General features: G+C 68.6%; 16 protein-coding genes and 1 tRNA gene. 10 read left to right on the forward strand and 7 right to left on the reverse strand.

Features of this window, described 5'->3' with window-relative positions; genetic code table 11:
- Positions 1–11: 11 nt before the first annotated feature.
- Positions 12–1,109: a hypothetical protein gene (locus tag JWS14_RS22655; protein ID WP_072938344.1), complete on the forward strand. Its 1,098-nt coding sequence runs from the start codon at positions 12–14 to the stop codon at positions 1,107–1,109.
- Complete coding sequence (locus tag JWS14_RS22660) at positions 1,106–1,693, forward strand: putative glycolipid-binding domain-containing protein (protein WP_072938341.1); 588 nt, start codon at positions 1,106–1,108, stop codon at positions 1,691–1,693. The genes JWS14_RS22655 and JWS14_RS22660 overlap by 4 nt, the downstream gene beginning before the upstream one ends.
- Positions 1,694–1,742: 49 nt before the next feature.
- On the opposite strand, the gene JWS14_RS22665 is transcribed toward JWS14_RS22660, so the two are convergent.
- The gene (locus JWS14_RS22665; RefSeq protein WP_206014414.1) at positions 1,743–2,711 is read right to left on the reverse strand and encodes a prephenate dehydrogenase; all 969 of its coding nucleotides are present in this window, start codon (positions 2,709–2,711) and stop codon (positions 1,743–1,745) included.
- A 49-nt stretch (positions 2,712–2,760) separates the two neighbouring features.
- Here JWS14_RS22665 and JWS14_RS22670 point away from each other — a divergent pair, with 49 nt between their 5' ends.
- From JWS14_RS22670 to JWS14_RS22690, 5 genes are all read left to right on the forward strand, one after another.
- Positions 2,761–3,300: a tRNA adenosine deaminase-associated protein gene (locus JWS14_RS22670; RefSeq protein WP_095862882.1), complete on the forward strand. Its 540-nt coding sequence runs from the start codon at positions 2,761–2,763 to the stop codon at positions 3,298–3,300.
- 11 nt (positions 3,301–3,311) lie between these two features.
- Positions 3,312–3,770: a nucleoside deaminase gene (locus JWS14_RS22675; RefSeq protein ID WP_005561213.1), complete on the forward strand. Its 459-nt coding sequence runs from the start codon at positions 3,312–3,314 to the stop codon at positions 3,768–3,770.
- A 138-nt stretch (positions 3,771–3,908) separates the two neighbouring features.
- On the forward strand, positions 3,909–4,100 hold the full coding sequence (locus JWS14_RS22680; protein WP_009477222.1) for a CsbD family protein: 192 nt from the start codon (positions 3,909–3,911) through the stop codon (positions 4,098–4,100).
- A 56-nt stretch (positions 4,101–4,156) separates the two neighbouring features.
- A tRNA-Ser gene (locus JWS14_RS22685) sits at positions 4,157–4,247 on the forward strand.
- 125 nt (positions 4,248–4,372) lie between these two features.
- On the forward strand, positions 4,373–5,056 hold the full coding sequence (locus JWS14_RS22690; RefSeq protein ID WP_072938333.1) for a YceI family protein: 684 nt from the start codon (positions 4,373–4,375) through the stop codon (positions 5,054–5,056).
- Here the strand turns inward: JWS14_RS22690 and JWS14_RS22695 are convergent.
- The gene (locus JWS14_RS22695; protein ID WP_206014415.1) at positions 4,988–5,956 is read right to left on the reverse strand and encodes a sterol desaturase family protein; all 969 of its coding nucleotides are present in this window, start codon (positions 5,954–5,956) and stop codon (positions 4,988–4,990) included. The genes JWS14_RS22690 and JWS14_RS22695 overlap by 69 nt on opposite strands.
- A gap of 108 nt (positions 5,957–6,064) precedes the next feature.
- Between JWS14_RS22695 and JWS14_RS22700 the strand changes: the two genes are divergently transcribed.
- Complete coding sequence (locus JWS14_RS22700) at positions 6,065–6,562, forward strand: RrF2 family transcriptional regulator (RefSeq protein ID WP_206014416.1); 498 nt, start codon at positions 6,065–6,067, stop codon at positions 6,560–6,562.
- Here JWS14_RS22700 and JWS14_RS22705 read toward each other — a convergent pair.
- The 5 genes from JWS14_RS22705 to JWS14_RS22725 all read right to left on the reverse strand — a co-directional run bounded on the left by JWS14_RS22705 (position 6,528) and on the right by JWS14_RS22725 (position 10,531).
- Positions 6,528–7,280 carry an IclR family transcriptional regulator gene (locus tag JWS14_RS22705; RefSeq protein ID WP_072938327.1) on the reverse strand — a complete coding sequence of 251 codons (753 nt, stop codon included), beginning with the start codon at positions 7,278–7,280 and terminating at the stop codon, positions 6,528–6,530. The two genes, JWS14_RS22700 and JWS14_RS22705, sit on opposite strands and share 35 nt — an antisense overlap.
- 15 nt (positions 7,281–7,295) lie before the next feature.
- Positions 7,296–8,255 (reverse strand): PDR/VanB family oxidoreductase, encoded by a 960-nt coding sequence (locus JWS14_RS22710; RefSeq protein WP_206014417.1) that lies wholly within the window; start codon positions 8,253–8,255, stop codon positions 7,296–7,298.
- Positions 8,256–8,274: 19 nt separating this feature from the next.
- The gene (locus JWS14_RS22715; protein WP_072938321.1) at positions 8,275–8,490 is read right to left on the reverse strand and encodes a hypothetical protein; all 216 of its coding nucleotides are present in this window, start codon (positions 8,488–8,490) and stop codon (positions 8,275–8,277) included.
- A gap of 18 nt (positions 8,491–8,508) precedes the next feature.
- Positions 8,509–9,579, reverse strand: coding sequence for an aromatic ring-hydroxylating oxygenase subunit alpha (locus JWS14_RS22720; protein WP_072938477.1), 1,071 nt, complete (start codon positions 9,577–9,579; stop codon positions 8,509–8,511).
- Positions 9,580–9,715: 136 nt separating this feature from the next.
- Positions 9,716–10,531, reverse strand: coding sequence for a class I SAM-dependent methyltransferase (locus JWS14_RS22725; RefSeq protein WP_206014418.1), 816 nt, complete (start codon positions 10,529–10,531; stop codon positions 9,716–9,718).
- A 121-nt stretch (positions 10,532–10,652) separates the two neighbouring features.
- Here JWS14_RS22725 and JWS14_RS22730 point away from each other — a divergent pair, with 121 nt between their 5' ends.
- Together JWS14_RS22730 and JWS14_RS22735 are read left to right on the forward strand one after the other, a co-directional pair.
- The gene (locus tag JWS14_RS22730) at positions 10,653–11,255 is read left to right on the forward strand and encodes a TetR/AcrR family transcriptional regulator (protein WP_072938316.1); all 603 of its coding nucleotides are present in this window, start codon (positions 10,653–10,655) and stop codon (positions 11,253–11,255) included.
- Between the two features lie 50 nt (positions 11,256–11,305).
- Entirely contained in the window at positions 11,306–13,654 is a 2,349-nt protein-coding gene (locus tag JWS14_RS22735; RefSeq protein ID WP_206014419.1) for an MMPL family transporter, read from the forward strand.
- Positions 13,655–13,754 lie beyond the last annotated feature (100 nt).

The following is a 13,754-nucleotide window of genomic DNA, read 5'->3' on the forward strand; positions in this document are numbered from 1 at the left end:
AGGGAGGCGGCATGATCTCGGGTTTCCGGAACCGGTCGCACCTCGTGCGTGACGCCCAGGGCAGCGGCCTCGTCGAAGCGTTCGTCATTATCGGGATCTGCACGATCCTGCTCACCCGCGCCTACCTCCACCTCACCGGTTATCCACAGGTCGGGGGATCGTCGCTACACATCGCGCACGTCCTGTGGGGCGGACTCGGCATGGTCGTGGCGCTCGTGACCGTGTTCTCGTTCCTCGGAATGAAACCGCGGGTCCTGGGTGTCGTGATCGGCGGGATCGGGTTCGGGCTGTTCCTCGACGAGATCGGCAAGTTCGTCACCAAGACCAACGACTACTTCTACCGGCCGTCCGTCGCGATCATGTACGTGGTGATCGTCGTGTTACTGCTGGTCAACCGGTCGCTGCACGACGTGCGGCCGCCGACCCCGACGGAGGACGTCGCCAACGCCGCCGCCATCGCGCTCGGCGGCCTGGACCGCGGTCTGGACCGGGCGCGCCGGCTACAGGCGCTGGCACAGTTGCGCCGGGCGGCCGCCGCCGGGGCGGACGAGGCGACACTGACGTCGGTGCGGGATCTGCTCGACCACTGCCCGGACCGGAACGGCCGGACCGTGCCGACGGCCAGGGAGCTGGCCCGCCGCGCGACCCCCGCCTTCGCGAAGGGCCCCGGCATGCTCTGGACCGCGGCCGTGCTCCTCACCCTGTTCTCCACCCTGGGACTGCTCAGCGCCGTGATCACCCTCGACGACGACCTCCGCGGCGACGAGGGAACCGACATCACGACGATCGGCCAGCTCACCGGATCCGCGATCGCGTTCGTCCTGTGCTGGTCGGCCGTCGTGCGACTGCGGAACGGCAAACTGTGGCCGCTGCAGTTCCTGCGGGCGGCAGCACTGGTCACGGTGCTCCTCACCGAGGTGTTCGATTTCGTCGCACAGGAATTCGGGGCACTGCTGAACGTCGCGGTCGGACTCGGCGCCCTCGTCGTCTTCTCGTCGCGCATCGCGGTCACGGAACGAGCCCGGGCACTGACTCTCGACAACTCTGCTGCAACGAAACTCGGCCCGTTGCCACCCCGGGAGCCGTCGTCGCTTACCGTAGACAGGTGAGCATCCAAGCCTCCGGTGCCTCGACCTGGCCCGCAGTACTGACGTGGCGGGCGGACAACGCACCCCGAATGGAATCGGTGCGCGTCCAGCTCAATGGCGACCGCATCAAGGCTGCAGGCCGGATCATCGGCGGCGAGTGCCCCGAGCATCCCGCGTTCAGCGCGTCCTACGACCTCGTCACCGACGAGAGCGGCGTCACCCGCCGGCTGTCGTTGCGGACGTCCGTCGCGGCCGGTGAGCGGCAGATGTCGATCAGCCGGGACGAAGAGGGCACGTGGATGGTGGAGCACGGCGCCAACCACCAGCGGTCCACGTTCGAGGGAGCCCTCGACGTCGACATGGTGCTCAGCCCCTTCTTCAACGCCCTGCCCATCCGGCGGTACGGACTGCACCTCGGGTCCGAGGACGTCGAGGTCCCCGTCGTCTACGTGAACCTCCTGGACCTGCGGGTCGAGGGCGCGATCCTCACCTACAGCAGCGGTCCGGACGGCATCCACGTCCTGTCGCCGGTGTCGAGTTCCTCGGTGACGGTCGACCGCGACGGGTTCATCATCGACTACCCGGGCCTGGCGGAACGGATTTAGGCGCTTCGCGCCCGTGCGCGGTTAACGAGTCCCTGCACTCGCCGGGCACTCACAGGCGGCGGAGCCGCCCCCCGCGCCGGCCGGCGTCACGCATCTCCTCGATCCAGCCTTCGTGGCCGGGAACGATGCCGGTGATCTCCCAGGTCTCCTGGTTGTCGTACGTCTGGCGCGCGCCGTGACCGTCTTCGACGAGTCCCGCCGTCGACGACTGCTCCGCCAGTTCGGTCCGGGCGTCCTGCAGCAGTGTCAGCGCCTCGTCCAGTGCGATCAGCAGGGCGTCCCGGTTGCCCTCGCACATGGCCCGGACGAGCCCGGGCGCGCTGCCCGCCACCCGGGTGCCGTCGCGGAACGAGCCGGCCGCCAGGCCCAGCGCCAGCGGTCCGCCGCGGGCTCCGGTGATCGCGAGGGTCTCGGCCAGCAGGTGCGGCAGGTGCGAGATGCGCGCGACCGCCCGGTCGTGCTCGGCAGACTCGGCGGGCACGACGACGGAACCGCAGTCCAATGCGAGCTGCGCGACCTGCGTCCAGATGCCCGGGTCGACGCCGTCGTCCGTGCCGACCACCCACACGGCCTCCCGGAACAGGTCGGGGCTGCCGACGCTCCACCCGGACGCCGACGTTCCCGCCATCGGATGCCCGCCCACATACCGGCCGGCGAGTCCCTGGCGGGCCGCGGCCGCCGCGACCTCGGCCTTGACGCTGACGACGTCGGTGATCGGGCAGTTCGATGCGTACAGGGCGATCGCGGTGAGGGTGGCGGCGACGGCGGGCACTGGGACCGCGATCACGATCAGCGCGGATTCGGCGGACGCACGCTGCAGCACCGCGACCAGATCGGTGTCGGCGTCGAATCCGTCCGCGCGGGCGGCGTCGACGGACGGTGCGGACCGGTTGTGACCCCACGCTTCGCGGCCCGCGCGCACTGCCGCACGCAGCAGCGAACCGCCGATCAATCCCAGGCCGAGCACGCACACCGGAGGTGTGGAAGGGGTTTCAGACACCCGAACAGGTTGGCACATTCGACGGCGGACTTCATTTACCGGCACCCAGCGGGCTACCGTTGCGCTCATGGCTGCACAGCGCGCGGAAAACAACAGCGCCTCCACGGATCGGGCAGAGGATCTGGAGGGCTTCGGTGTCGCAGTAGTACACGAGGACGGCCGGTGGAAGGTGAAGGCCCTCACTTCGGCTGCTCTGACCAGTCTGAGCGTCGCGGAGGAGGAGCTTCGGGCCCTCCGTAGCGCGGGCGCGTTCTTCGGTCTGCTGGACGTGGACGACGAGTTCTTCATCGTGCTCCGTCCGGCGCCGTCGGGAACGCGTCTGCTGCTGTCCGACGCCACCGCCGCCATCGACTACGACATCGCCGCCGACGTCCTCGAGGCGCTCAACGTCGAGGTTCCGGACATCGATCCGGACGACCTCGACGACATCGAGCCGTGGGAGGAGGGCGACCTGTCGCTGCTCGCCGACCTCGGGCTGCCCGAACCCGTTCTGGCGGTCATCACGTCCGAGACGGATCTCTACCCCGACGAGCAGCTCGGGATGATCGCGCAGCGGCTCGGATTCACCACGGAGCTGACCGGGGTCCTCGACAAGCTTCCCCGGTAGTCCCGCACGCCGTGACTCTTCAGGACGACGAGCGGATGATCCGCGCGGCGATCGAGGCGGCCCGCGCCGCCACCGACGCCGACGTGCCCGTGGGTGCGGTGGTGTTCGACGCGGACGGCGTCGAGGTGTCGCGGGCCGTGAACTCGCGGGAGGCGATGTCGGATCCGACGGCCCACGCGGAGATCATCGCGTTGCGGGCCGCGGCGCGGGTGTACGGAGACGGGTGGCGCCTCGAGGGGGCGACGCTCGCGGTGACGCTGGAGCCGTGCACGATGTGCGCGGGCGCGCTCGTGCTGGCCCGGATCTCCCGGGTCGTGTTCGGAGCGTGGGAGCCGAAGACCGGTGCCGTCGGCTCGCTGTGGGATGTCGTCCGCGATCGGCGCCTCACGCACCGCCCGCAGGTCAGGGGTGGTGTTCTCGAGGACGAGTGCGCCGGCATCCTCGAAGACTTCTTCCGTGAGCGGCGCTGACCGGTTTTAAACGCTTTCGTGGGGTACTCGACACATTGTGGCCGGGTCCACATGACCCGTGCTTCTCTGGAGACAGGCGCTGACGAGGCGCCGCCGGACCCGTCACCGGGTTCGAAATCGGATTCACGGAGGTATCTCGTGGGAATCGCAGACAAAGCTTCGAACAAGGCGGAAGACCTCAAGGGCCAGGCGAAGGAAGCCACGGGCAAAGCGACCGGCGACCCGGACCTTCGCGACGAGGGCAAGGCCGACCAGGCTTCCTCGGCGGTGAAGGATGCCGGCGAGAAGGTCAAGGACGCCGCGAAGAACCTCAAGGACAAGCTCACGTAAAGCGGCTTCACCTGGCGATTTCAGGCTCGGGCGCCACATCCGGTAAAGTCACCGGCGGTGGCGTGTCCGAGCGGCCTAAGGAGCACGCCTCGAAAGCGTGTGACGGGTAACCCCCGTCCGAGGGTTCAAATCCCTCCGCCACCGCCAAAGCTCCCCACCTGCGCATGCAGGTGGGGAGCTTTTTTTGTGTGTCGGTCCCGTGACGCTCGTTCACAGCACTTTCGCAGGTCGTTCCGGGTGACATCCCTTGAAGCTGCAACTAGCCTGAGCTCATGAAAAAGCTGTGGTGGTTGGTCGGCGCAGTGGTCGTTGTCGTACTCGCGCTCCTGGTGGGACCGTGGTTCTACGGCCAATTCATCGCAGAGGACGACGCACCGGCGGCGTCGGTGTCGACCGAGGGCGCGGAGGCGGCCACCGGATCGGTCGACGGGCAGTGGACCGTCACACCCGGGCAGGGCTCCAACGAGACGGCGGCCGGGTACACCGTCCACGAGATCCTCAACGGCGCCAGTGTCACCGTGGTCGGGTCGACCGGCGACGTGACCGGCAACGCGACCGTCGAGGGCGAGAAACTCACCGCCGGCGACGTGACCGTGCAGGTGGCGACGATCGCGACCGATCAGTCCCGGCGCGACGGCCAGTTCCGCGGCAACGTGATGGACACCGCGACGTTCCCGACGGCCACGTTCACGCTCGACTCCCCGGTCGATCTGTCGGGGCTGCCCGCGGACGGTTCCGTGGGTACGGTGTCCGCGCAGGGCACGCTGACGCTGAAGGGGCAGTCGCGTCCGGTGACCGTCGACGTCGACGTGCTGCGTTCCGGCGACGACCTCATCGCGTCGGGCAGCATCCCGGTCACCTGGACGGACTTCGGTGTGACGCCGCCGTCACTGGGTTTCGTGACCGTGGACGGCAACGGCACGGTCGACTTCCTGGTCAGCTTCGCCCGTTCCTGACGGCGTCCAGCCGGGCGGGCCGAACACGTAGCCGAGCTTGTCGCGCCACGACGACGCCCGGCGCCAGTCCCGGCCGATGGCGGCGTATTCGTGGGTCTGCAGCTTCCAGATGTTGTAGGTGCCCACCGGTTTGGTGAGTCCGTAGGTGGGGCGATGCGTTTCGGGTTGGAACGTGCCGAACATCCGGTCCCACACGATGAGGATGCCGGCGTAGTTCCGGTCGAGGTATTCGGGGTCGCAGCCGTGGTGGACGCGATGGTGTGACGGGGTGTTGAACACGAACTCGACGGGCCGGGGCAACTTGTCGATGCGCTCGGTGTGGACCCAGAATTGGTAGACGAGGTTCACGGAGAATCCGATGAACACCATCCACGGCGGAATGCCGATCAGCGGCAACGGAATCCACATCAGGATCTCGGCGCTGTTGTTCCACTTCTGGCGGAGTGCGGTGGAGAAGTTGAAGTACTCGCTCGAATGGTGCGCCTGGTGGGTGGCCCAGATCAGGCGGATGCGGTGTGACATCCGGTGATACGTGTAGAACAGCACGTCGACGCCGAGGATGAGGATCACCCACGTGTACCAGGCGTCCGCGGGCAGGTGCCACGGTGCGAGGTACACCCAGATCGCGGAGTACCCGATCAGGGCCAGCACCTTCCAGAACGTCGTCGTCAGGATGGACACGGCACCCATCGAGATGCTCGCCCGGGCGTCGCGGCGCTCGTAGCCGCCGCGGACCGGGCGGGATCGGCCGTCGGGGTCGATCGCGGCGTCCTCGAGGTGCCGGGCCGCGAACCATTCGAGGGCGAGGAACAGCACGAACGCGGGGATGGCCAGTGTCACCGGCTCGTGCAGGGGTGTCAGCAGCGCCGAATTCCATGCCGACGTCACGGTGTCCCACATGCTGCTTTCCTCCATACAAGACGATCGTCCAGTTCAATGTACCTCGGAGTGACACGCATCACTAAACGTGAGTTGCCGGTTTTCATACTTGGATGGTAGGAATTCGGTGTGCACATCACCGCAAAGGTGGACTACGCCGTGCGGACGCTGATCGAACTCGCTGCGGCCGGGCCGTCCCCGTCCAAGGCCGAGTTCCTGGCACAGTCGCAGACCATTCCGCACAAGTTCCTCGAGGCCGTGCTCGCCGACCTCCGCCGCGGCGGACTGGTCAACAGCCGGCGCGGACCCGACGGCGGCTACTGGCTGGCGCGGCCCGCCGAGGACATCACGATCGCCGACGTGATCCGGACCGTCGAGGGTCCGCTGGCGTCGGTGCGCGGTGAACGCCCCGAAGACGTCGACTACGGCGGACCGGCCGCGAAACTGCAGGACGTGTGGATCGCGGTGCGAGTGAACCTGCGCGCCGTGCTCGAGAACGTGAGCCTCGCGGACGTGGCGAACGGGCAACTACCGGGATTCCTCACCACGTTGACGTCCGACCCCGGCGCCTGGGAGCGTCGCACCCGGCCGGCTACGTCGGCTGACGAGGGCGCAGCGCGCGGCTGATCGTCCGGCCTGCCGCGCGCACCAGTGGGACCAGCGCGTTGAGCGACGCCCCCTCCGCCGACACCACCAGCGACACGGCCGCGACCGCCGTTCCGGGACGTTCGAAGATCGGGGCCGCGACGGAGACGGCGTCCATGGTCACCTGACGATCACTGATCGCGACCTCGGACCGGCGGATCTCGGCGAGGGTCCTTCGCAGCACGACGGGGTCGGTGACGGTCCGTTCGGTGAACTTCTCGATCGGCCCGGCCAGCACCTGCTCCTGCACGTCGGTCGGCATGTACGCGAGCAGGGCCAGCCCGATGCCGGACGCCGTCAGCGGGAACCTGCCGCCGACGCGGGTCTGGACGGGCACCGCCTTCTGTCCGGCGATGCGTTCGACGAACACGACCTCGGTGCCCTCCGCGATGCCGAGCTGCACGTTCTCCCGCGTGATCTGCGACAGGTCCTCCATCACCGGCATCGCCAGTTCGCGGAGCATCGTGCCGCGCGGTGCGAGCGACGCGATCTCCCACAGCTTCAGCCCAACCGTGAAGCGACCGCTGCTGTCACGTTCGAGGGCGCCCCATTCGATGAGGTCGCTGGTCAGCCGGTGCACGGTGCTCAGCGGGTACCCGGACTTGCGCGACAGGTCGCTGAGGGTCAGCCGCGGCGACGCGGGGGTGAACAGTTCGAGGAGCCGCAACGAGCGAATGGTCACCGAACCGGTGATCGCCATTACTCGGTCTCCGTCTCACAGTTCCAGCGTCAGGCGTGGACAGCTCGCACGCGAGACGCAGATCATCATGGTGTCGCCCTCGGCCTGCTCGTCCGCTGTGAGCAGGGAATCCCGGTGATCGACAGTACCGCCGAGCACGGTCGTCTCGCAGGTTCCGCACGTCCCCTCCTCGCAGGACGACAGCACCTGGACGCCTGCGGCGGTGACGGCCTGCAGGATCGACTGCTCGGGCGGCACGATGACGGTCTTGCCGCTCAGCGTCAGCTCCACCTCGAACCCCTCGGCCCGGACCGGTTCGTCGAGGTCCTTGGCCGCGAACCGCTCGAGGTGCAGCGTGCCGGACGGCCAGCGGTCGCAGTGAGCGGTGACGGCGTCGAGCAGCGGCGCGGGCCCGCAGCAGTAGACGAGGGTGTTCTCCCGGACGTCGCCGAGCAGCCCCGGCAGGTCGATGAACCCGTGCTCGTCCTGGGGGTGGATCACCACCCGCTCGCCGAACCGCTCGGCGAGGACGTCGGCGAACGCCATCGAACTGCGGCTGCGTCCGCCGTAGACGAGGGCCCAGTCGGCGCCCGCGGTCTCCGCGGCCTGCGCCATCGTGAGGATCGGGGTGATCCCGATGCCGCCGGCGACGAACACGTACCGCGGTGACGGCTCGAGCTCGAAATGGTTGCGCGGACCCCGGACCGTGACGCGGTCGCCCTCGCTCAGCTTGTCGTGCACGAACTGCGAACCGCCGCGGCCCATCGCCTCCCGCAGCACGGCGACGCGCCAGGTGCCGGTGTCGGCCGGGTCGCCGCACAGCGAGTACTGGCGGGTGAGCTCGGGTGTCAGGATCAGGTCGACGTGCGCACCCGGCGTCCACGCGGGCAGGTCGGCGCCTGCAGGGTCGCGGAATTCCAGCACGACGACGCCGTCGGCGCCGAGGGTCCGGGTGGTCAGCTCCAGTTCGAGCACGGGTTCGGGTGGGGTAGGCATGGCGGTCTCTTCCGGGAGGTCAGGCGGGGACGGGGGTGGATGCCGGCGCGGCGGGCAGCGGCACCGCGGGCACCGGCGGGTCGGCGGGGTGGTGGCCGTCGGGGCAGGCGAGCAACCACTCCCACAGGGCGGCGGGTTCCTCGGCCACGTGGCGGGCGCCGCAGTGGCACTCGCCCTCGAGCAGGTCCGAACCTGGCAGCCACACGATGCGCATCACGCGGGTCCCGCGGAGCATCCTCGTCGGTTCCACCGGTCAGCCCGCCGCGGCGGTGACGGCCTGCGACGCGCCGGCCAGCTTCTTCAGGAGGCGGCGAGCGCCGAGTCCGCCGGCGTCGATGTTGATCGACAACTCCTGGTAGCCGTCTTTCTCGGTGCCGAGCGCCTGCTGCAGGATGTTCAGCGCCACGACGTCCTGCATGACGACGGTGCGGTTGTTCTCGGCCAGGAACGTCGTGACGGCGTCGTCGCCGATCGCGAAGTCGCGGGCCACGGCCCAGAAGTCGAGGGTGGAGTTCTCCGTCGACGGGGTGATCGCGTAGACGATCTCGCTGTGGAACGCGTGCGGGTCGGAGCCGTCGTCGCCGGGCAGCGGTGCGCCGACCGGGGCGATGCGGCTGTGCAGCAGGTACAGGCACGGCGGCGTGTACTCGATGTCCTGCCAGCGGGTGATGCGACCCTCGATGCCCGTGGACTCGGAGTAGAACGGCGGGCACTCCGCGTCGTCCATGTGCCGCGATACGTAGATGACGTTCCGGTCCTCGTCGATCTCCGTGGTGATCGGGGTTTCCGCCACCTCGGGGGTGCCGATGTAGCCGCCGTGCAGGTACGTCTCGTGCGAGAGATCCATCAGGTTGTCGACGAGCAGGCCGTAGTTGCAGTCGATCGGCTCCATGCCGGACACGACGGTGTAGTCGGGGGAGTCCATCCACGGTGCGCGGGGGATGCGGGTGGGATCGCCCTGCTCGGGGTTGTCCGGGTCGGCGATCCACACCCACACGAACGAGTCCTGCTCGACCACCTGGTACGAGCGCAGCCGGGCCGTGCGGGGAACGCGGGCCTGGCCGGGGACGAACACGCAGCCGCCGTCGCTGCCGTAGGTGAAACCGTGGTAGCCGCAGACCACACTGTCGCCGTCGAGCCGGCTCGGCGCCTCGGACAGCGGGTAGCGGCGGTGCACGCAGCGGTCGCTCATCGCGACGGCCTCCCCGGCCTCGGTGCGCCAGAACAGGATCGGCTCCTCGCAGATGGTGCGCGAGAACAGTTCGCGTCCGACCTCGCGGCCGTAGGCTGCGACGTACCACTGGTTGCGGGCGATCGTGGACATGAGTGCCTCCGGAATATGCTGGGCTGCTGTGTGATTCGTGACGCCGGACTCGAAGAGGCGGCAGCGTCGTCCCCACCACTGTGCGGCACCGGAGGTGATCCACCACACTCGGTTTCCGAATGCCGGAAGGGTTTCGTCAGGGCTTGCGGACGAGGTACGCGAACATCGTCACCGACATGTGGAAGTCGCCGCTGCGGGCGGCGGCGGTCAACTGGTCCAGCAGTTCGTCGCTTTGTGCGGCGGTGATCGCTCCCTCGGCGATCGCGGCGGCGGTCATCATCTGGACGAGAGGGCCGGTCACGTCGTCCGGATCCTGGATCAACGCCTCCGAGCCGACGTCCTCGACGACGAGTCCGGCGGCGGTGAGCTGACCCGGGAGCAGTCGCCCGGAGTGCGGGTTGGCGGTGTGCGCCAGCATCACGTCCATGATCTTCTGCAGGACCAGGGGATCGCCGGGGTGCATGATCGCCGTGCCCCAGTCGCTGTCGACGATCACGCCGCGCCCACCGGGCCGCAGAACGCGGACCACTTCCGCCACCGCGCGGTCCGGTTCGCTCAGGTGCTGGAAGACCCGCTCGCTGCGCACGACGTCGAGGCGGTTGTCGGGGAACGGCAGCGAGTATGCGTCGCCGATCACGAATTGCGCGGTCGAGCCCTCCTCCTCGGTCCGCTCCCGGGCGAGGAGGGCCATGCCGGGATTGGGATCGAGCCCGATCGCCCGGCCCGCCGCGGTGACCGCGCCCGCGAGTGCTCGGGTCTCCGATCCGGTGCCCGAGCCGATGTCGAGCGCGCTCTCGCCCGGCTGCACGTGCAGGGCGGCGAACGACCACTCGCGCAGTCGCCGGATTCCCGGGCGCGCGGCCTGGACGTCGAGAACGGACGCGAGTTGGTCCAGGGCGGCGCGGTCGATCTCGTCCGCCCGGAACGACAGCGGTGCCGTCGGATCGGACATGGGTCCACCGTAACGCCGCGGTGACCCCCGACACAGTGTCGCGGGAACTGTGGGCAAGGACATAAAAATTGCACACTCACGCAAATTTGCAGAGCTGCGCAAGTTCTGTACCGTCGGTGTAGTGATTTCGGAAATCGGACTGCGGGACCGCAAGAAGGCCGCCACCCGCGCAGCCCTCAGCGGCGCCGCCGCACGCCTGGCCCGGGCGCTGGGCATCGAATGCGTCACCGCTGACGCCATCGCGTCCGAGGCGGGAGTCTCTACCCGGACGTTCCACAACTACTTCTCCAGCAAGGAAGAGGCGGTCCTCGCGCACTTCGAGCAGTCCGTCCACGACTGGGTGGACCTGCTCCGCGCCCGCCCCGAGGACGAGCCGATCTGGGATTCCCTCGAGCACGTGGTGGTCCAGATCGTCACCGCTCCCGGGAAGCCGCTCGAAGAGACCGCCGTGATGATGGACCTCGTCGAGTCCAGCCCCGCGCTGCTCGCGAAGAAGCTCGAAGTGCATCTCCGGGTCACGCGCCTCATCGGCGAAGTGATCGCCGAACGCACCGGCACGAACATCGACACCGACCTCTACCCCAACCTGCTGCACATGGCGGTCGGATCGGCGTGCAAGGCGTCGATCGACCTGTGGCGCAGCGGCAAGACCGGCGCCAGCGGACCCGAAGAACTCGTCCGCGACGCCATGCGTCAACTCCGTCAGGGAATCCCGCAGCCGTAACCGGCTGCCCCGAACCACCCTTCTTTCCACCGACTCACAAGGAGCCTCCCGTGGCCACCTATCTCTATCGGATCGGCAGATTCGCCTATCGGCGAAAAGGCGCGGTCCTCAGCGTCTGGTTGGTGATCCTGGTGCTCATGGGCGTCGGGGCGGCCACGCTGTCCGGGCCCACGAAGGACTCGTTCTCCATCCCGGGCACCCCTGCGCAGCAGGCGCAGGACCTGATGGCCGAACGCTTCCCCGAGGCCGCGGGCAGCGATCCGATGAACGCCGTCAGCGCGCGCTACGTGTTCGCCGCACCCGAGGGGCAGACCCTCGAGAGCGAGCAGAGTCAGCAGGCGATGGACGCCGTGCTCGCCAAGGTGCGCGGCATCGAACAGGTCCAGGACGCCGCCAAGGTCGATCCCGCCAGTGCTTCGGGCGCCGACGCCGCGAAGGCGCTGGTCAACCCCGTCACGGCGAACGATCAGCTCGTCGAGATGGCGAAATCGACGGCGGCCGACAAGGGAATCAGCGAAGCGGACGCCGTCGCGAACGCGCAGGCGCTGTCGCCGCTGAACGCCGACAAGACCGTCGGCTACGTCGAGGTGCCGTTCAAGGGCGGCATGGGCGACGTCGACCAGGCCCTGCGCGACCAGATCTCGGCCGCTGCCGACGCCGGCCGCAACGCCGGACTGACCGTCGAGATCAGCGGGTCCGCCGCCAACGAAGCCGAGCCGCCCGGCGGCTCCACCGAACTCGTCGGCATCGGCGTGGCCGCGGTCGTGCTCGCGCTGACGTTCGGTTCTCTAGTGGCCGCGGGTCTGCCGTTGATCACCGCGATCATCGGCATCATGATCGGCAGCCTCGGCATCACCGTCGCCACCGGATTCACCGACCTCAGCTCGATGACACCCACGCTGGCCATCATGATCGGCCTCGCCGTCGCCATCGACTACTCGCTGTTCATCGTGTCCCGGTTCCGGCACGAACTCACCCTCACGGACGACCGCTCGGAGGCGGCCGGACGGGCCGTCGGCACCGCCGGCTCCGCCGTGGTGTTCGCCGGTCTCACGGTGATCATCGCCCTGATCGCGCTGCGCGTCGTCGGGATCCCGTTCCTCTCCGACATGGGTGCCGCGGCCGCGTTCACGGTGTTCATCGCCGTCTCGATCGCCCTGACACTCCTGCCCGCGATCCTCGGGCTGTTCGGGAAGAAGGCGTTCGCAGGCAAGATCCCGTTCCTCAGCAGTCGCGACCTCGAGGACGACGAGGGCAAGCCGAGCCTCGCCCTGCGGTACATCAGCGCCGTCGTCCGCAGGCCCGCGATTCCGCTGATCGCCGGCGTCGTGGTGCTCGGGGCGCTCGCCATCCCCGCGACCGGCCTGAGCCTGGCCCTGCCCGGCGAAGGCACCGGCGACCCCGCCACCAGCTCCCGGCAGGCCTACGACCTCGTCAGCGAGGGCTTCGGCCCCGGCAAGAACGGTCCGCTGCTCGTCGTCGTCGACGCCAAGGACGTCACCACCGGCACACCGTCGGAGGCGTTCGGTGAGGTCGTGAAGACCATCACCGCGCAGGACGACGTGTCCAACGCGCAGGTCGTCGGCGTCAACAAGGCCGGCGACACCGCGCAGATCCTGGTCACGCCGAGCAGTGCCCCCAGCGATCCGGCCACGATGGACCAGGTGAGCAACATCCGCGGGGCGGAGGCAGATCTGCACGACTCGATCGGCGTCAACTACGGCGTCACCGGACAGACCGCGCTCGAAGGCGACGTGTCCGACACGCTGCAGGACGCGCTGATCCCGTACCTCGCGGTGGTCGTGGGCCTGGCCTTCCTCCTGCTGCTGCTCGTGTTCCGCTCGCTGCTGGTGCCGCTGACCGCCACGCTCGGCTTCCTCCTCAGCGTCGCGGCCACATTCGGTGCCACCGTCGCGGTGTTCCAGGAAGGCTGGGGCGGCATCATCTCCAACCCGCAGCCGATCGTCAGCTTCATGCCGATCTTCCTGATCGGTGTCGTGTTCGGACTCGCGATGGACTACCAGGTGTTCCTGGTGACCCGGATGCGGGAGGAATACGTGCACGGCGCGACCTCGAAACAGGCCGTCACCGTCGGCTTCAACCACGGTGCCCGGGTGGTCAGCGCCGCCGCGGTCATCATGATCTCGGTGTTCGCGGCCTTCATCGCCGAGCCGAACTCGTTCATCAAGTCGATCGGCTTCGCCCTCGCGGCCGCCGTGTTCTTCGACGCCTTCATCATGCGCATGGTGATCATCCCGTCGGTGATGGCACTGCTCGGCGACAAGGCCTGGTGGCTGCCGAAGTGGCTGGACAAGATCCTGCCCAACGTCGACATCGAAGGCGAGAAGCTGAAGAAGGTGCTGCACGACGCGGACGAATCGCTGCAGCCCGTCCGGTAGGCGCTCCGCGCCCGTGCGCCTTTTTGGTAGTTCCCGCTACCAGAAAGGCGCACAAGGCCGCAGGCCCGAAAATCCGCGGGCCTGCGGTCGTTTCTGTTGG

Origin of the sequence: Rhodococcus koreensis (assembly GCF_017068375.1) — a bacterium.
Lineage (GTDB): Bacteria > Actinomycetota > Actinomycetes > Mycobacteriales > Mycobacteriaceae > Rhodococcus_F > Rhodococcus_F koreensis.